The sequence below is a fragment of the Tsukamurella sp. II2bb genome, assembly GCF_057815145.1.
Window position 1 is genome coordinate 340589 of sequence record NZ_JBYPZI010000005.1, and the last position, 18160, is coordinate 358748.

17 protein-coding genes are annotated in these 18160 nt (G+C 71.4%); 1 reads left to right on the forward strand and 16 read right to left on the reverse strand.

Annotation, left to right across the window (positions count from 1 at the left end; genetic code table 11):
• Position 1: 1 nt before the first annotated feature.
• The 16 genes from nuoN to AC21LY_RS14220 all read right to left on the reverse strand — a co-directional run bounded on the left by nuoN (position 2) and on the right by AC21LY_RS14220 (position 16748).
• Positions 2 to 1447 carry an NADH-quinone oxidoreductase subunit NuoN gene (gene nuoN, locus AC21LY_RS14145; RefSeq protein ID WP_489047127.1) on the reverse strand — a complete coding sequence of 482 codons (1446 nt, stop codon included), beginning with the start codon at positions 1445 to 1447 and terminating at the stop codon, positions 2 to 4.
• A complete protein-coding gene (locus AC21LY_RS14150; RefSeq protein WP_489047128.1) occupies positions 1444 to 3066 on the reverse strand; it encodes an NADH-quinone oxidoreductase subunit M in 1623 nt (540 codons plus the stop codon). Before AC21LY_RS14150 ends, nuoN begins: the two co-directional genes overlap by 4 nt.
• Entirely contained in the window at positions 3063 to 4940 is a 1878-nt protein-coding gene (nuoL, locus tag AC21LY_RS14155; RefSeq protein WP_489047129.1) for an NADH-quinone oxidoreductase subunit L, read from the reverse strand. Before nuoL ends, AC21LY_RS14150 begins: the two co-directional genes overlap by 4 nt.
• A 3-nt stretch (positions 4941 to 4943) precedes the next feature.
• The gene (gene nuoK / locus AC21LY_RS14160) at positions 4944 to 5243 is read right to left on the reverse strand and encodes an NADH-quinone oxidoreductase subunit NuoK (protein WP_489047130.1); all 300 of its coding nucleotides are present in this window, start codon (positions 5241 to 5243) and stop codon (positions 4944 to 4946) included.
• The gene (locus tag AC21LY_RS14165; RefSeq protein WP_489047131.1) at positions 5240 to 6019 is read right to left on the reverse strand and encodes an NADH-quinone oxidoreductase subunit J; all 780 of its coding nucleotides are present in this window, start codon (positions 6017 to 6019) and stop codon (positions 5240 to 5242) included. Before AC21LY_RS14165 ends, nuoK begins: the two co-directional genes overlap by 4 nt.
• On the reverse strand, positions 6016 to 6546 hold the full coding sequence (nuoI, locus tag AC21LY_RS14170) for an NADH-quinone oxidoreductase subunit NuoI (RefSeq protein ID WP_489047132.1): 531 nt from the start codon (positions 6544 to 6546) through the stop codon (positions 6016 to 6018). The genes AC21LY_RS14165 and nuoI overlap by 4 nt, the downstream gene beginning before the upstream one ends.
• Positions 6539 to 7882, reverse strand: coding sequence for an NADH-quinone oxidoreductase subunit NuoH (nuoH, locus tag AC21LY_RS14175; protein ID WP_489047133.1), 1344 nt, complete (start codon positions 7880 to 7882; stop codon positions 6539 to 6541). Before nuoH ends, nuoI begins: the two co-directional genes overlap by 8 nt.
• Positions 7879 to 10209, reverse strand: a complete 2331-nt coding sequence (locus tag AC21LY_RS14180) for an NADH-quinone oxidoreductase subunit G (RefSeq protein WP_489047134.1) — start codon at positions 10207 to 10209, stop codon at positions 7879 to 7881. Before AC21LY_RS14180 ends, nuoH begins: the two co-directional genes overlap by 4 nt.
• Complete coding sequence (gene nuoF, locus AC21LY_RS14185) at positions 10206 to 11546, reverse strand: NADH-quinone oxidoreductase subunit NuoF (RefSeq protein ID WP_489047136.1); 1341 nt, start codon at positions 11544 to 11546, stop codon at positions 10206 to 10208. Before nuoF ends, AC21LY_RS14180 begins: the two co-directional genes overlap by 4 nt.
• Positions 11543 to 12265: an NADH-quinone oxidoreductase subunit NuoE gene (gene nuoE / locus AC21LY_RS14190; RefSeq protein WP_489047138.1), complete on the reverse strand. Its 723-nt coding sequence runs from the start codon at positions 12263 to 12265 to the stop codon at positions 11543 to 11545. The genes nuoF and nuoE overlap by 4 nt, the downstream gene beginning before the upstream one ends.
• Entirely contained in the window at positions 12262 to 13521 is a 1260-nt protein-coding gene (locus tag AC21LY_RS14195; RefSeq protein ID WP_489047161.1) for an NADH-quinone oxidoreductase subunit D, read from the reverse strand. The genes nuoE and AC21LY_RS14195 overlap by 4 nt, the downstream gene beginning before the upstream one ends.
• Before the next feature lie 26 nt (positions 13522 to 13547).
• The gene (locus tag AC21LY_RS14200; RefSeq protein ID WP_489047139.1) at positions 13548 to 14267 is read right to left on the reverse strand and encodes an NADH-quinone oxidoreductase subunit C; all 720 of its coding nucleotides are present in this window, start codon (positions 14265 to 14267) and stop codon (positions 13548 to 13550) included.
• A complete protein-coding gene (locus AC21LY_RS14205) occupies positions 14264 to 14818 on the reverse strand; it encodes a NuoB/complex I 20 kDa subunit family protein (protein ID WP_489047140.1) in 555 nt (184 codons plus the stop codon). The genes AC21LY_RS14200 and AC21LY_RS14205 overlap by 4 nt, the downstream gene beginning before the upstream one ends.
• Positions 14819 to 14831: 13 nt before the next feature.
• Positions 14832 to 15194: an NADH-quinone oxidoreductase subunit A gene (locus AC21LY_RS14210; RefSeq protein WP_489047141.1), complete on the reverse strand. Its 363-nt coding sequence runs from the start codon at positions 15192 to 15194 to the stop codon at positions 14832 to 14834.
• A gap of 141 nt (positions 15195 to 15335) precedes the next feature.
• Positions 15336 to 15731, reverse strand: coding sequence for a hypothetical protein (locus tag AC21LY_RS14215; protein WP_489047142.1), 396 nt, complete (start codon positions 15729 to 15731; stop codon positions 15336 to 15338).
• A 27-nt stretch (positions 15732 to 15758) separates the two neighbouring features.
• Positions 15759 to 16748, reverse strand: coding sequence for an isopenicillin N synthase family dioxygenase (locus AC21LY_RS14220; RefSeq protein WP_489047143.1), 990 nt, complete (start codon positions 16746 to 16748; stop codon positions 15759 to 15761).
• A gap of 150 nt (positions 16749 to 16898) precedes the next feature.
• Here AC21LY_RS14220 and eno point away from each other — a divergent pair.
• On the forward strand, positions 16899 to 18160 hold a 1262-nt coding region (gene eno, locus AC21LY_RS14225), incomplete at its 3' end, for a phosphopyruvate hydratase (RefSeq protein ID WP_489047144.1).

Consider the following 18160-nt stretch of genomic DNA (forward strand, 5'->3'; position numbering starts at 1 on the left):
CTTACCGTCCGGTGAACACCGTGAGGTCGGCGAACAGGTCCAACAGCGGCTGCGGGAAGACGCCCAGCACCACGACGGCGGCGACGCCCAGCGCGATCGCGAACCCCGTCAGAGGATCGACCCGCGGCACGTCCGGCGCGAACTCGTGCGCCGGGGCGAAGTACATGGTCACGAGGACGCGGAGGTAGAACGCCGCGGCGAGGGCGCTGGCGAGCACGCCGACCACGACGAGCCACCCGCCGCCCCGCTGGGCCGCGGCGGTGAAGACAGCGAACTTGCCCGCGAATCCGGCGGTCAGCGGGATGCCCGCGAAGGAGAGCAGGAACAACGCCATCGCGCCCGCGAGCAGCGGCCGGGAGCGCCCCAGCCCGGCCCACCGGTCCAGGTCCGCCACTTCGACGGTGCTGCCGTCCGGCCGGCTCTCGCGCACGGCGGCGGCCACCGCGAACGCGCCGACCGTGCTGATCCCGTAGACGGCCAGGTAGAAGCAGACGGCGCCGGTGCCGCGCACCGTGCCCGCGAAGACGCCGATGAGCAGGAAGCCCGTGTGCGCGACGGCGGAGTAGGCGAGCAGACGTTTGACGTCCGACTGGGTGACGGCGACGACCGAGCCCACGATCACGGTCAACACGGCCACGGCGGCGACCACGGGCCGCCACGGCACGTCCCGGAAGGCCACCAGCGTGAGCCGGATGATCACACCGAAGGCCGCGACCTTCGTCGCCGCCGCCATGAACGCCGTGACCGGCGTCGGGGCGCCCTGGTAGACGTCGGGCACCCAGGAGTGGAAGGGCACGGCGCCCACCTTGAACAGCAGACCGACGGCGATCAGCGCCGCGCCGACCGTACCGAGGACGGCGTCCTGCGGGGCCGCCGTGATCGACGTGGAGCCGGTGGCCGCGAAGCGCAGCGCGACACCGAACAACAGGATCGCGGAGCTGAACGCGCCCAGCAGGAAGTACTTCAGTGCCGCCTCGAGCGGGAGCAGGCCCCGGCGTTTCGCCAGCGCGCACAGCAGGTAGAGCGGCAGCGAGAAGACCTCGAGCGCCACGAACAGCGTCAGCCAGTCCTGCGCCGAGACGAAGGCCAGCATGCCGCCCAGCGCGAACAGCGTCAGTGGCACCGCCTCGGTGTGGGTCAGCGAGTCGTAGCGCGCCACCATCAGCGCCAGCGCCGGCAGGGTGGAGATCAGGAGCACGCCCTGGAGGGCGAGCGAGAGGCCGTCGTCGGTGACGGACCCCGCGAGGATCGCCCGTGGCCGCGCCCCGGTGTCGGCGAGCAGTGCCACGGCGACCAGCGCGGCGATCACTGCGCCCCCGCTCAGCACCGCGTGGGCGCGCGCCCGCGCCCCGGCGGGCGCGAAGGACTCCACCAGGACGCCCATGATCGCCGTCGCGAAGACGATCAGGGCCGGTGCGATCTCCGAGTACTCCACGTGCACGTTCATCGCGCGACCTCCGCGACCGTGGGCGAGACCGCCGGGTTGATCGCGTCGAGCGCGGGGGCGGGGAACAGGCCGAGCGCGAAGAGCGCGACCACGAGGGGGACAAGGACGAGCAGCTCACGCGGCCGGGCATCGCCGGAATCATGCGGCCCGCTCGCTGCGCTCCCGGCGCCGAAATCATGCGGCCCGCTCGCTGCGCTCCCGGCGCCGAAATCATGCGGCCCGCTCGCTGCGCTCCCGGCGCCGAAAGCGCTCTCGACCCCCTCCGGCACCGGGCCGGTGAACATCCGCTGGTAGGTCCACAGGACGTACATCGCGGACAGCACCAGCGCGACCACGGAGACGATCGCAGCGACCGCCCACCGGGAGTACGTGCCGACCACCACCAGAAGCTCGGAGACGAAGGGGCCCAGTCCGGGCAGCGACAGGGTGGCCAGGCCCGCGAGGAGGAAGATCGCACCGAGCTTCGGCGCGCGCGACCACGCGCCGCCGAAGTCCGCGATCTCGCGGCTGCCGCGCCGTGCGACCAGGATTCCGGCGGTCAGGAAGAGCGCGGCCGTCGCGACGCCGTGGTTGACCATGTAGAGCACGGAACCGGCCTGGGAGTCGCCGGTGCGCGCGAAGACGCCCAGGATGATGAAGCCGAAGTGGCTGATCGAGGTGTAGGCGATGAGCGCCATCACATCCGACTGCCCGATCGCGAGGATCGCCCCGTAGACGATGCCCACCACCGCCAGCGCCGCGACCCACGGCGCGAACCGTGCGGCCGCGTCGGGGAACAGCGTGAGGCAGTAGCGCAGCATCGCGAAAGTGCCGACCTTGTCGACGATCGCCATCATGAGCACGGCCGTCGGCGGATTCGTCTGCACGGCGGCGCCGGGCAGCCAGGTGTGCAGCGGCCACAGGGGCGCCTTCACCGCGAAGGCGAACAGGAAGCCCAGGAACAGCAGGTCCTGCGTGAGACCGGGGCCGGGCCGGGCACCGTCGAGGAGGGCCCGCAGGTCGAAGGTGCCGGCCGCGGCGTACAGCCCGACGACCGCCGCGAGCATGACGAGCCCGCCGGCGAGGTTGTAGAGCAGGAACTTCACGGCCGCGTGGGCGCGGACCCCGGATTCGCTTCCGGTGCCGCCGAACCCGGCGAGCAGGAAGTACAGCGGGATCAGCATGGCCTCGAAGACCAGGTAGAACAGCAGCACGTCGGTGGTGACGAAGCTGACCAGCACCATCGCCTCGACCGCCAGGGTCAGCGCGACGTAGGTGCCAGGCCGGCGCGCGCCGTGTCGATCCGGCCCACTCGCTCCGCTCCCGGCGCCCGGCGCGGTCTCGCGCCACGCGGCGAGCAGCAGGAGGGGCAGCAGCGCGGCGGTGAGCAGCACCAGCACGAGCCCGGCGCCGTCGAGCCCCAGGCGATAGCCGGCGCCGAAGGACGGTATCCAGGAGTGTGATTCGACGAACTGGTATCCGCCCGCGGGGTCGAAGGCGCACGCCAGCCCGATGCCGATCAGCAGCGCGATGACGGAGGCGGCCAGCCCGATCCACCGCGCCGCGCGGGGCACCGCCGCGGCGGCGACCGCCCCGACCGCGGGCGCCGCCCACAGCAGCGTCAGCCACGGCCCGGTCATGAGAGCCACACCGCCGCGGCGCCGATGAGCACCGCCGTCCCGGCCAGCATGGCCAGCGCGTAGCTCCGCGCGTACCCGGTCTGCGAGCGCCGCAGCAGGATCGAGCCGAGATGCACGCCCGTGGGGATCGCCTCGACGGCCCCGTCTATGCCCCTGCGCTCGGCCACCAGGAGGGCCGCCGTGGCCGCCTGCCCGGGCCGCTGGAACAGAGCCTCGTTGAGGGCGTCTCCGTACAGGTCCTGCCGGGCCGCGCGGGTCACGGCGCTCACCTCCGACGGTGCCGTCAACGGCACGGCGCGCGTGACCCGGATCGCGACGGCGACGCCGATCGCGACGGCGCCGAGCACCAGCAGCGTGACCGCCCACGCGGGGATCGCGTGGTGCGCCTCGGGCGCGGAACCGACAGCGGGAGCGAGGAAGTCGGAGAGCGTGCCGCCGATCACCAGGAGCGCGCCGGCGCCGATGCTGCCGAGCGCCAGGACGATCATCGGCGCGGTCATCACGCTCGGCGACTCGTGCGGATGCGTGCCCTCGCGCCAGCGGGGGGATCCGAAGAAGGTCAGCACCATCACCCTCGTCATGTAGAAGCCCGTGATCCCCGCGCCGAGGATCGTTGCGCCGCCCAGCACGACACCCCAGAACCCGCCACGGCCGAGGGCCGCCTCGATGATCCCGTCCTTGGTGAAGAAGCCGGACAGCGGTGGCACGCCGATGATCGCGAGGTAGCCGAGGCCGAAGGTGATCGCCGTGACCGGCATGACCCTGCCCAGGCCGCCGTAGCGGCGCATGTCCGTCTCGTCGTTCATCCCGTGCATCACCGAGCCCGCGCCGAGGAAGAGCCCCGCTTTGAAGCAGCCGTGCGCCAGGAGGTGCGCGATCGCCAGGGCGTAGCCGGCCGGGCCGAGTCCCGCGGCCAGCACCATGTAGCCGATCTGGCTCATGGTCGACGCGGCGAGCGCCTTCTTGATGTCGTCCTTCGCACAGCCGATCACCGCGCCGAAGAGCAGGGTGATCGCGCCGACGGCGAGAACGAATCCCTGTGCCACCGGCGCGGCCTCGAAGACGGGGCCGCAGCGCACGATGAGGTAGACGCCGGCGGTCACCATGGTGGCGGCGTGGATCAGGGCCGAGACGGGAGTGGGGCCCTCCATCGCGTCGCCGAGCCAGCTCTGGAGCGGCACCTGCGCGGATTTGGCGCATGCGGCGAGGAGCAGCAGCAGTCCGAGCCAGGTGAGCGTGCCCTCGCCGGCCTCACCCGCGCGGGGCAGGAACTCGCCGAAGGCAGTGGTGCCGAAGGTCATCAGGGCGACGGCCACGGCCAGTGCCAGGCCCATGTCGCCGACTCTGTTGACGAGGAAGGCCTTGCGCGCCGCGGTCGCCGCCGAGGGCTTGTGCTGCCAGAAGCCGATGAGCAGGTACGAGGCGAGACCCACGCCCTCCCAGCCGAGATAGAGGACGACCAGGTTGTCGGCCAGCACCAGCACCAGCATCGCGCCGAGGAACAGGTTGAGGTAACCGAAGAACCGTCGGCGCCCCGGATCGTGCGCCATGTAGCCGATCGAGTAGACGTGGATCAGCGTGCCGACGCCGGTGATCAGGAGTGCGAAGCACACCGACAGCTGGTCCAGCCGGAGCGCCAGATCCACGGACAGCGAGCCGCCCGAGAACCAGTGGTACAGCACCGTGCTCACCGACCGGTCCGCCGGATCCCGGGCCACGAGCAGCCCGAAGGAGACTGCCGCGACCACGAAGGAGGCCGCCGCGACCGCGGTTCCGAACAGGTGTCCCCAGGGGTTCGTGCGGCGCCCGCCGAGCAGCAGCACCGCCGCTCCGGCGAGGGGGATCAGCGGCAGTGCCGCGAGCAGTCCGGTCACCTCTCACCGCCTCAGCAGGTGCGGCTCGTCGACGGAGACGGACCGTCGGACCCGGAAGATGGCGATGATGATCGCCAGACCGACCACGACCTCGGCGGCCGCCACGACCATGGTGAAGAAGGCGAGCACCTGCCCGTGCGGCACCGCGTGGATCCGGCCCGCGGTGACCAGGGCCAGGTTGGCGGCGTTGAGCATCAGCTCCACGCACATGAAGACCACGATGGCGTTGCGGCGCAGCAGCACCCCGGCGGAGCCGATCGCGAACAGCAGCGCGGCGAGGTACAGGTAGAGATGCGGGTTCACGGCGACACCTCCTCGTCGCGGAGCACGTGCGGGACGTCGTCGTCCAGGGAGTTCCCGCGTCCGGGGATCGCCCGACGGTGCTCGGGGGCACGAGGGGTGAGCGTGTGGTTCACCGAATCGGGCGACGGGGTCCCGTCGGGCAGCAGGGCCGGCAGGTCGACGGCGTTGCCCAGGGCGTAGACGCCGGGGTTGGGCAGCGGCGTGGCGCGGCGGCCCTCGCGGAACCGGCGGACCGACTGCTCCCGCTGCGAGAGCGCGGTGGCCGGCTTCTCCCGGTGCGCCAGGATCATCGCGCCCAGCGTCGCGGTGATGAGCAGCGCGGCGGTGAGCTCGAAGGCCCACAGGTAGCGCACGAAGACCGTGTCGGCGAGGGCCTCCACGGAGTTCGGCGCGTGCTCACCGGGTCCCGCCTCGGCGGCCGGCCCCGGCAGTACGGCCCGGGCCACGAGACTGATGAGCAGAACGCCGAAGCCGAGTCCGGCGACGGCGGCGGCGATCCGGTGCCCGCGCAGCGTCTCGACGAGCGAGTCGGACGAGTCGACGCCCACGAGCATCACCACGAACAGGAAGAGCATCATCACGGCGCCCGTGTAGACCACGATCTGCACGACACCGAGGAAGGTGGCGCCCTGGGCGATGTAGGCGATCGCGAGCAGGATCATCGTGGCCGCGAGGCACAGCGCCGAGTACACGGCCTTGGACGCGAGTACCACCCCCAGGGCGAAGAGCACGGCCGGGACGGCCAGGATCCAGAACGACCACTCCTCACCGGTCACGAGTCCACCGCCCCCCGGTAGTAGTCGGCCGCGGTCAGTCCCTCGCGCATGCCGTGCGGCGGCGGGACCTCGCCCTCGTGCAGCGGGGCGAGGAGGTCGTCCTTGTCGTAGATCAGCGCGCCGCGGTCGTCGCCGGCCATTTCGTAGTCGTCGGTCATCGTCAGCGCGCGGGTGGGGCAGGCCTCGACGCACAGGCCGCATCCGATGCACCGCAGGTAGTTGATCTGGTAGGTGCGGCCGTACCGTTCGCCGGGGGAGTAGCGCTCCTCCTCGGTGTTGTCGGCGCCCTCCACGTAGATCGCGTCGGCGGGGCAGCTCCAGGCGCACAGCTCGCAGCCGATGCACTTCTCCAGGCCGTCGGCGTACCGATTGAGCTGATGCCGCCCGTGATAGCGGCCGGCCACGGGGGATTTCTGCTCTGGATAGTTCTCCGTGACGGGCCTGCTGAACATGGTCCGCAGGGTCACGCCGAAGCCGGCGAGGCCGAGCGGGTGGCCTCCGGGTGGGGGCGATGCAGCATCAGCCATGGGACGCCTCCTTCGCATCGGCCTCGCGCGGCAGGGCGCGCCGCGAGGGCTCGGACAGGTACTGGCCCGGCATGGGCGGCACCGGGAAGCCGCCGGCCATCGGATCGAAGGGCAACGAGAACGTCACCCGTTGCGGCAGCGACGGATCATCGGAGGCATCGGGGCCCGATGTCGCTCCCTTCTGCCGACGGTGCCGCAGAACCAGGACCGCGAGGACGGCGAGCGTGAAGACGAGCGAAACCGCCGGGGCCAGCACCGTCGTGGAGTGGCCGGCGACGGCCCACGCCCGGACGGCACCCGCGACGAGCACCCAGGCCAGCGCCGTCGGGATGAGCAGTTGCCAGCCGAACCGCATGAACTGGTCGTAGCGCAGGCGCGGCAGCGTGGTGCGCAGCCAGATGAAGGCGAACAGGAAGCACCAGACCTTACCCACGAACCAGAGCACCGGCCACCAGCCGGAATTCGCGCCGTCCCACATGTTCAGCGGCCACGGAGCGTGCCAGCCACCGAGGAACAGGGTGGTCGCGAGGGCGGAGACGGTGGTCATGTTCACGTACTCCGCGAGCATGAACATCGCGAACTTCAGTGAGCTGTACTCGGTGTGGAAGCCGCCGACGAGCTCGCCCTCGGCCTCGGGCAGGTCGAACGGGGCGCGGTTGGTTTCGCCCACCATCGAGACCACGTACACCGCGAACGAGGGCAGCAGGAGGAAGACGAACCAGGTGCCGTCCTGCCGCGCGACGATGCCGGAGGTCGCCATGGTGCCCGCGTACAGGAAGACCGCGGCGAAGGACAGGCCCATCGCCACCTCGTAGCTGATCACCTGGGCCGTGGAGCGGAGGCCGCCGAGCAGCGGGTAGGTGGAGCCGGACGCCCAGCCGGCCAGCACGATGCCGTAGACGCCGATGCTGGTGATGGCGAGGATGTAGAGCACCGCGACCGGGAGATCGGTGAGCTGCAACGGCGTCGAGGTACCGAACACCGAGACCTGCGGCCCGAACGGGATGACCGCGAAGGCCATGAACGCGGGGATCGTGGCGATGATCGGTGCCAGCAGGTAGACGGGCTTGTCCACGCCCGCCGGGGTGAGTCCCTCCTTGAGCGCGAGCTTGATGCCGTCGGCGAGCGACTGCAGGATCCCGAAGGGCCCCACCCGGTTCGGTCCGTACCGGTGCTGCATCCGGGCCATCACCTTGCGCTCGACGAGGATCGCGGCCAGCACCGTCAGCACCAGGAAGGCGAAGACCGCCACGGCTTTCGCGAGGATCAGCCACCACGGATCGCGGCCGAAGGCGGAGAGGTCGACGGGCGCCTGTGCACCGAGGGCGGTCGTCATCGCGCCACCCCGATCCCGACCACGGCCCCCGACCCGATGCCGAGCGTCTCGGCGACGGTGCTGCCCGGCGAGTTCCGCGGTACCCAGACCACGCGGTCGGGCATGTCCGTGACGGCGAGCGGCAGGGTGATCGTGCCCCGGGCGGTCGAGATCGCCACGGGTGTGCCGTCTGCGGCGAGGATTCCGGCAGCGGTGGCCGGCGACATCCGGGCGACGGGAGGGCGCGCCGTCGCCGCGAGGTCCGGCTCGCCGTCCTGTCCGCGGCCGAGATCCAGCAGCTGGCGCCACGTGGTGAGGAGGGCCTCGCCGTCGCCGGGAGCCGCGACGGTGCCGGGCTTCGCGGTCACGGGCCGGCGGGGCGGGCGGACGGTGCCCAGGGCGCGGAGGGCGGCGGCGGCACCGTCGACATCGGTGAAACCGAGGTCGGCCCGCATCGCCTGTGCGAGGACGGCGAGGACCCGCGCGTCCGCGGGCGCGCCCGGCGAGGGCAGCGCCGCGGCGAAGGACCGGGACCGCCCCTCCCAGTTGCGGAAGGTGCCCCCGCGCTGGGCCACGGTGGCGACGGGGAGCACCACGTCGGCCCGGGCGGTGACCTCCGAAGTCCGTTGCTCCAGGCTCACGACGAAGGCGGAATCCAGTGCGCGGCGCGCCGCCTCGGGATCGGGCAGATCTCCGACGTCGACCGCGCCGCACACGAGTGCGGGCAGGTCGCCGGCCGCGGCGGCGGCGAGGATGCCGGCGGTGTCACGGCCGGGGCCGTCGGGCAGCGGTACGCCCCAGTGCGTTTCGAGCTCCGCCCGGTGGGCGTCGTCCGTGGCGAGGCGGCCGCCGGGGAGCAGCCCGGCGAGGGCGCCCGCGGCGACGGCGCCGGGTTCGCCGGCGCGGCGCGGGATCCAGGCCAGGCGCGCCCCGGTGGCCTCGGCGAGCCCGGCCGCTGCGGCGAGGGCGCCGGGGGATTCGGCGAGCCGTTCGCCGACGAGGATCACGGCCCCGGGCGCCGACAGCTGCTCGGCGAGGGCGGCGTCCGCGAGGGCGGCGGGTTCGTCGCCGGGCCGGCAGGGGAGCAGGGTGCCGTCGAGACGGCCCAGGCCGCGGGAGGCGAACGGGGCGATCGACAGGACCCGGGTGCCACCGGCCCGCACCGCTTTGCGCAGCCGCAGGTGCACGATCGGCGACTCCTCCTCGGGCTCGAAGCCCGCGAGCAGGACGACGGGGGCCGCCTCGAGATCGCTGTAGGTGACGTCCCCCGCGGCGCCGGAGGCCAGGAAGGCGGCCTCCTCCGCGCTGTGCGGCCGGATCCGGAAGTCGATGTCGTTCGTGTGCAGCGCGATCCGCGCGAAGGCCGAGTAGGCGTACAGGTCCTCGACGGTGCCGCGCCCGCCGGCGAGGACCCCCGCGGCGCGGCCGGTCAGGCCCCGGGCGGCGGCCGCGATGGCCTCGGGCCACGAGGCGGGGGCGAGGTCACCGTCGGCGCCGCGGACCAGGGGCGTCGTCAGCCGGTCGGGCTGCGTCGCGTAGGCGAAGGCCCAGCGGCCCTTGTCGCAGTTCCACTCCTCGTTGACCTCGGGGTCGTCGCCGGCCAGGCGGCGCAGTACCTGCCCGCGCCGGTGGTCCACGCGCAGGCCGCAGCCGCTGGCGCAGTGCTCGCAGGCCGACGGGGTGGAGGTCAGGTCGAAGGGCCGCGCGCGGAACCGGTACGAGGTGTTGGTGAGCGCGCCGACGGGGCAGATCTGCACCGTATTGCCGGAGAAGTAGGAGTCGAGCGGCTGATCGCCCGCGACGCCCACCTGTTGCAGCGCACCGCGATCCATCAGTTCGATGAAGTCGTCGCCGGCGATCTCGTCGGAGAACCGCGTGCACCGGGCGCACAGCACGCAGCGCTCGCGGTCGAGGACGATCTCCGCCGATAGGGGGATGGGCTTAGGGTAGGTGCGCTTGTCGGCGGCGGGGAAGCGGGAGACGGCTCGTCCGGCCGACATGGCCTGATTCTGCAGCGGGCACTCGCCGCCCTTGTCGCACACCGGACAATCCAGCGGATGGTTCACCAGCAGCAGTTCCATGACGCTGCGCTGCGCGCCCGCGGCGGCCGCGGACGTGGCCTGGGTGCGCACGACCATTCCGTCGGTCACCGTCGTGGTGCAGGAGGCGAGCGGTTTGCGCTGGCCCTCCACCTCCACCAGGCACTGCCGGCAGGCGCCGGCCGGCGCGAGCAGCGGATGATCGCAGAACCGGGGGATCGCGATGCCCAGATCCTCCGCGGCCCGGATCACCAGGGTGCCGTCGGGCACCTCGATCTCGATGCCGTCGATGCTGGCCTTGACCGTCACAGCGCACCTCCCGGGACGGGCGCCTCGCGCAGGGACGCCGCGGGGTCGAAGGGGCAGCCGCCCTCGGTCACATGCCGCTCGTACTCCGTGCGGAAGTACTTCAGTGAGGACTGGATCGGGCTCGCGGCACCGTCGCCGAGTGCGCAGAAGGCCTTGCCGAGGACACCGTCGGCCACCTCGGCGAGCGTGCCCAGATCCTCTGTGCGGCCCTCGCCCTCCTCGAGTCGGCGCAGCAGCCGCACCAGCCAGTAGGTGCCCTCGCGGCACGGTGTGCACTTGCCGCACGATTCGTGGGCGTAGAACTCCAGCCAGCGCAGCACCGCCCGCACCACGCAGACGGTCTCGTCGAAGATCTGCAGTGCCTTCGTGCCGAGCATCGAGCCGGCTCCCGCGACGCCCTCGTAGTCGAGCGGGACGTCGAGGTGCTCCGCCGTGAGCAGCGGGGTCGACGACCCGCCCGGGGTCCAGAACTTGAGCTCGTGCCCGGGCCGCACCCCGCCCGCCAGCTCCAGGATCTCGCGCAGCGTCACGCCGAGCGCCGCCTCGTACTGGCCGGGCCGGACGACGTGCCCGGACACCGAGTACAGCGTGAAGCCGGGCGACTTCTCGCTGCCCATCGTGCGGAACCAGTCCGCGCCGTTCGCCAGGATCGCGGGCACGCTCGCGATCGACTCGACGTTGTTGACGCACGTCGGCGAGGCGTACAGGCCCGCCACCGCGGGGAAGGGCGGCCGCAGCCGGGGCTGGCCGCGACGGCCCTCCAGCGAGTCGAGCAGTGCCGTCTCCTCGCCGCAGATGTACGCGCCGGCGCCGCCGTGCACCACCAGGTCGACGGTGAATCCGTTCGCCCCGAGCGGTTTTCCGAGGTAGCCCGCGGCGTAAGCCTCGGCGACGGCCGCCCGCAGCCGGCGCTGCACGCCCAGCACTTCGCCGCGCACGTAGATGAACGCCTGCCGCGCGCGGATCGCGTAGGAGGCGATGATGACGCCTTCGATCAGGGTGTGCGGGGTGGCGAACATGAGCGGCATGTCCTTGCACGTGCCGGGCTCGGACTCGTCGGCGTTCACCACGAGGTAGTGCGGTTTGTCGGCACCGGGCTTCGGCGGCTCGCCCTCGCGCAGCTGGGGGATGAAGCTCCACTTCAGGCCGGTCGGGAAGCCGGCGCCGCCGCGGCCGCGCAGCCCGGCGTCCTTGACCAGGGCGATCACCTCGTCGGGCGTCATCGCGAGCGCGCGGTCCAGGCCGGTGTACCCGCCGCTCGCGCGGTAGGAGTCGAGGGTCCACGGCTCGGCCTCGCCCCAGTGGGCGGAGAGCACGGGCGTCAGGTGCGCGGTCATGGCTGCGCCTCCCGGGCGGCCTTCAGCCCGGCCATCGTCGGTCCGCCGCCGGCGCCCGAGGCGGAGACGGCTCCCGGACGGTCGTCGTCGAAACCGGCCAGCAGCCGGGCGGTCTCGCGGAAGGTGCCCAGCGGCGCGCCGCGGGTGGGCGACGGTGCCCGGCCCGCCCGGAGCGCGTCGACCAGGTCGCGGGCGCTCGCGACCGTCTGGTCGTCGAAGAACTCCCAGTTCACCATGAGGACGGGGGCGTAGTCGCACGCCGCGTTGCACTCGATCCGTTCGACGGTGACCTTCCCGTCGTCGGTGGTGCCGCCGGGGGAGATCCCGAGGTGCTCGCACAGTGCGGAGAGGATTGCGTCGCCGCCGAGGACCGCGCACAACGTGGTGGTGCAGACGCCGACGAGGTACTCGCCGGTGGGGCCGCGCCGGTACATCGAGTAGAAGGTGGCGACGGAGACGACCTCCGCCGCCGTGAGCCCCAGTGCGGCCGCGCAGAACTCGATGCCGGCGGGAGTGATGTAGCCGTCCTCGGACTGCACCAGGTGCAGCAGCGGTAGTAGGGCGGACCGCTTCTCGGGATAGCGGGCGATCAGCTGCGCGGCGTCGGCCGCGAGGCGCTCCGCGACGGGCGCGGGGTACGCGGTGGGCGCGCCGGGCCGGTAGAGCTGCACGGCCTCCTGCGGCCGCGCTCCGAACTCGAGGAAGACGGGTTCGCTCATCGGTCCACCCCTCCCATCACCGGGTCGATGCTGGCGACGGCCGCGATCACGTCGGAGACCATGCCGCCCTCGCACATGGCCGCCACCGCCTGCAGATTCGTGAACGACGGGTCGCGGAAGTGCACCCGGTACGGGCGGGTGCCGCCATCGCTGACCGCGTGCACGAGGAGCTCGCCGCGCGGCGCCTCCACCGACACGGCCACCTGCCCGGGCGGGACGGCGAAGCCCTCGGTGACCAGCTTGAAGTGGCGGATCAGCGATTCCATCGACTCGCCCATGATCTCGGCGATGTGGGCGCGGGAATTGCCCAGGCCGTCCGGGCCGACCGCGAGATCGGCGGGCCAGCCGAGCCGGGCGTCGTCGACCATGACCGGGCCGGCGGCGAGCCGGTCGAGGCACTGCTCCACGATGCGCAACGACTGCGTCATCTCGTTCACCCGGATCAGGTACCGGCCGTAGCAGTCGCAGCCGCTGTCGGTGATCACATCGAACTCGTAATCCTCGTAGCCGCAGTAGGGTTCGCTGCGTCGCAAGTCGTGCGGCAGGCCGGTGGACCGCAGCACCGGCCCGGTGACGCCGAGGGCCATGCAGCCCGTCAGGTCCAGGTAGCCGATGTTCTTGGTACGGGCGAGCCAGATCGGGTTGTCGGTGAGCATCGATGACATCGCGGCGAGCTGCTTGGGGAGCGTCCGCAGCAGCTCGCGGATCTGCGGCACGGCCTCGTCGGGCAGGTCCGCCGCGACGCCGCCGGGCCGGATGTAGGCGTGGTTCATCCGTAGCCCGGTGATGGTCTCGAAGACGTCGAGGATCTGCTCACGGATCTCGAAGCCCTTGAGCATCGGAGAGACCGCGCCTAGCTCCATGCCGCCGGTCGCCAGCGCGACGAGGTGGCTGGTGATCCGATTGAGCTCCATGAGCAGAACACGGATCACGGTGGCGCGCTCGGGGATCTCGTCGGTGATGCCGAGCAGTTTCTCGACCGCGAGGCAGTAGGCCGTCTCGTTGAACAGCGGCGCCAGGTAGTCCATGCGGGTGACGAAGGTGGTGCCCTGCGTCCAGGTGCGGAACTCCAGGTTCTTCTCGATGCCGGTGTGCAGGAAGCCGATCCCGCACCGGGCCTCCGTCACCGTCTCCCCGTCGAGCTCGAGGATGAGCCGCAGCACGCCGTGCGTGGACGGGTGCTGCGGTCCCATGTTCACCACGATTCGTTCCTGGCCGATCGCATCGGCCGCGATCGCGTCCCAGTCGGAACCCATCGCCGTGAACTCGCTGTGGTCGGCGGTCACGAGTAGGACCTCCGGGAGTCGGGCGCGGAGACCTCGGCGCCGTGGAACTCGACGCCGATGCCGCCGAGCGGGTAATCCTTGCGCTGCGGGTGCCCCTCCCAGTCGTCCGGCATCTCGATCCGGGTCAGCGACGGGTGCCCGTCGAAGACGATGCCGAAGAAGTCGTACGTCTCTCGCTCGTGCCAGTCCGTGGTGGGGTACACCGCGAACAGGGACGGAATGTGCGGATCCGCGTCGGAACAGGAGGTCTCGATCCGGATCCGGCGCCCGTGCGTGATCGACGCCAGGTGGGTCACGGCGCGCAGCTCCGCGCCCGCGTCCTCGGGGAAGTGGACGCCCGAGGTGCCCAGGCACAGCTCGAATCGGAGCGCCGGCTCGTCGCGGAGGAGCCGCGCCACCGCCACCACGTGCTCGCGCGGCACCCGCAGCGTGACCTCGCCGCGGTGGACGACCACCGCGCGGACGGCATCGTCGAAGGAGGTCCCGACGGACCGTCCCAGCGCCTCCCGCAGGACCGCCAGCACCCCGTCGAAGCCGTCGGGCAGCCGCTCCTCGCCCGGGCCCGGCATGACGACGGGGCGGGTGATCCGCCCGTAGCCCGAGGTGTCGCCCGTGCCGCCGCTGAACATGCCCGTCCGGGTGCGCACCACGTCGGGCTGCGGTGTCGCGGGTTCGACGGTGCCGCCCGGTTCGGGGGCGTCGGGTGTCTCGCTCATCGCAGCAGACCCTTGAACTCGATGGTGGGGCGCGCGGCGAGCGCGGCCTCCTCCGCGGCCCGCCGGGCGGCCTCGCGGTTGACGCCCATCGGCGTCTTCGCGACCTGCTTGTGCAGTTCGAGCAGCGCGTTCAGCAGCATCTCCGGCCGCGGCGGACAGCCGGGGAGGTAGATGTCCACCGGGACCACGTGATCGACGCCCTGGACCACCGCGTAGTTGTTGAACATACCGCCCGAGCTGGCGCAGACCCCCATGGCCAGTACCCATTTCGGCTCGGCCATCTGGTCGTAGACCTGGCGTAGCACGGGCGCCATCTTCTGGCTGACGCGGCCGGCGACGATCATCAGGTCCGCCTGGCGCGGTGAGGCCCGGAAGGCCTCCATGCCGAACCGGGCGATGTCGAACCGGGGGCCGGTGGTGGCCATCATCTCGATCGCACAGCACGCCAGGCCGAACGTGGCCGGCCACAGCGATCCCTTCCGCGCGTACCCGGCCACCACTTCCAGCGTGGACAGCAGGAAACCGCCCGGAACCTTGTCCTCTATGCCCATGGACTCAACCCCGTCAATCCCATGCGAGACCTCCCCGCCGCCATTCGTAGGCGTAGGCGACCGTGACGTTCACCAGGAACAGGGCCATGGCGAGCAGGCCGTAGGTGCCCAGGACGTCGAAGTGCACGGCCCACGGGTAGAGGAAGACGATCTCGATGTCGAAGATGATGAAGAGCATCGCCGTCAGGTAGAACTTGACCGGGAACCGTCCGCCGCCCGAGGCGGGTGTCGGCGACGGATCGATGCCGCACTCGTAGGCCTCGAGCTTCGCGCGATTGATCCGGCGCGGCCCCACGAACCGGGCGACGCCCACGGAGAAGACCGCGAAGGCGGCCGCGATCGCCCCCAGTACGAGGATGGGCACGTACAGGTTCACGGCGATGCTCCCTCCGCGGTGTGTGCGAAATCCCATTCAGCAGAACCGGTTAGGCTCCCCTGAGTGAGGTTGTGAGCTGCACCACAACTATATGTCCCGGTCTGCTTCGGGGTGGGCTTTTGAGGCGACCGTGTCGGTTTTCTACAGCGTCGCCGTCGCCAGCAGCCGCCCGGCGGCGCCCGCCAGCTCGAACGGATCGAGGGGGTGGCTCACCCAGTCGTCGGCCTGGGACCAGCGTGCCAGCCAGCCGTCCGCGCGACGGGCCGTGACCACCAGAAGCGGAGGGCACGGGTCGATCTCGTCGCGCACCTGCCGGGCGAGGCCCATCCCGCCCGCCGGGGACGCTTCACCGTCGAGCACGACCAGGGCGACGCCGCCCTCGTCGAGCCGGGCGATCACGGCCGGCGCGGTCGCCGCCTCGAGGACCGTGATCGGCGGACGATCGGGCGCGGGTCTGGTGCCCAGGGCCGCCGTGATCTCCGCGCGGTGCCGCGCGTTCGAGCTGTAGACGAGGACGAGCGGTGCTGCGCCGGTCATGGCCCCACGATAGGTTTCCGGCCGCGGCTACGAGGCGGATTGCGGGTAGTGCCGCGCCGCGACGTCCGGGTGCGCCCGCAGCCGGCTCTTCCACGCGTTCTCGCCGTAGGTGGCGAAGATCGGGTTGTCCGGGTCGACGGTGACGCCCGTCCGCAGCTCCGGCGGGAGCGGCAGGTGCGGCATCCGGGCGGTCACGGCCGGGTTGAAGAAGTAGGGCACGGAGATCCGGTCCGCGCCCCTGCTGCGGTTCACCACGCGGTGCTCGGTGGCGTGCAGGTACCCGTCCGTGCCCACCTCCAGCATCTCGCCGATGTTGACGATGAAGGCCCCGGGCAGCGGCGGGACGTCGAGCCACGTCGCGGCGCCCGGTGGCAGCACCTGGAGGCCCTCCGACGCGGGATCCACCAGCAGCAGCGTCAGCACCCCGGAGTCCTTGTGCGCGCCGACGCCCTGGTCGGAATCCGTGCCTGCCGGATAACGCACCACCTTGATGAGCGTCGCCGGCCGCTCGGCGAAGGCCTCGTCGAAGACGTGCGGATCGGCGCCCAGCGACCGCGCCCACGAGCGCAACAGCCGCAGGGATATCCGGGACAGATCCGCGTCCCACCGCTCCATGACCGAGCGCAACGCCGGCAGGGAGGCGGGCCATTGATTCGGGCCGAGGAGGTTCAGGTAGTCCGGAGCCTGCGGGTCGTCGCCCGACGGTGCCGGGCCTGCATCCTCTCGTCCGATGTCGATCTGCTCGCGCCAGTCGACCGCGCCGCGAGTGAGCTCGCCGCCGAGCCGGGTGTAGCCCCGGAAGTGCGGCGAGTTCGTCATCGCGATCGCGTCCTTCTCCGCCTGCGGTAGGGCGAAGAAGTCGCGCGCCACAGCGAGGACCTCGTCGATCCGCTCGGGCGGGAGGCCGTGCCCCGTCAGGTAGAAGAAGCCGACGTCGTGCGCGGCGGCGCGGACGGCACCGTCGAACTGCTCGGGGTCGGTGTCGAGGAGGGTGAGGTCGAGCACCGGAATGGACATGACCGCAGGGTAGCGCCGCGGGCCCGGGCCCGGCGTGGATCGGATCGGTGTGATCGGGACTTCATGCGCGCCGGGCTTCGTCTCGGGTGCACCGGGCACTAGGCTGGGTGCCGAGTTGCCCCGAGCTCGGCCAGTGCATAAGGAGAGACCGTGTCCGAAATCATCCAGGTAGGCGCCCGCGAGATTCTCGATTCGCGTGGTAATCCGACGGTCGAGGTCGAGATCGTGTTGGCGGATGGGAGCTTCGCGCGGGCGGCGGTGCCGTCGGGTGCGTCCACTGGTGAGCATGAGGCGGTCGAGCTGCGTGATGGTGGCGACCGGTACCTGGGTAAGGGCGTGACGAAGGCCGTTGAGGGTGTGTTGGAGGTGATCGCGCCCGAGGTGATCGGTATCCCTGCTGATGAGCAGCGGATCATCGACCAGACGCTGCTGGACCTGGATGGCACCCCGGATAAGAGCCGGCTCGGCGCGAATGCCCTGTTGGGTGTGTCGCTGGCGGCGGCGAAGGCCGCCGCCGAGTCGGCCGCGCTGCCCCTCTTCCGCTACCTGGGCGGTCCGAACGCGCACATTCTGCCGGTGCCGATGATGAACATCCTCAACGGCGGCGCCCACGCGGACAGCGGCGTCGACGTCCAGGAGTTCATGGTCGCGCCGATCGGGGCGGAGACGTTCAAGGAGTCGCTGCGCTGGGGCGCGGAGGTGTATCACTCGCTGAAGTCGGTGCTCAAGGCCAAGGGGTTGAATACCGGTTTGGGTGATGAGGGTGGTTTCGCGCCGTCGGTGGCTGGTACTCGGGAGGCGTTGGAGCTGATCTCGGAGGCCATCGGGAAGACCGGCCTCACGCTCGGGTCGGATGTGGCGTTGGCGTTGGATGTGGCGGCGACGGAGTTCTACAGCCCGGAGGGGTACCGGTTCGAGGGCAAGACGCTGTCGGCGGCGGAGATGGGTGAGTTCTACCGGGGCTTGGTCGGGGAGTTCCCGTTGGTGTCGATCGAGGATCCGTTGTCGGAGGATGATTGGCAGGGGTGGGTTGATCTGACCGACGCTGTCGGGGACAAGGTGCAGTTGGTCGGTGATGACCTGTTCGTGACCAACCCGGAGCGTTTGGAGGACGGTATCGCCCGTGGCGCCGCCAATGCGTTGTTGGTGAAGGTCAACCAGATCGGCACGCTGACCGAGACTCTCGACGCGGTGGCCCTGGCCCATAACAATGGGTACAAGACGATGATGAGTCACCGCTCCGGGGAGACGGAGGACACCACCATCGCCGATCTGGCGGTGGCGGTGGGTTCCGGTCAGATCAAGACGGGTGCGCCGGCGCGGTCGGAGCGGGTGGCGAAGTACAACCAGTTGCTGCGGATCGAGGAGGAGTTGGGGGATGCGGCGCGGTACGCCGGCGACACCGCCTTCCC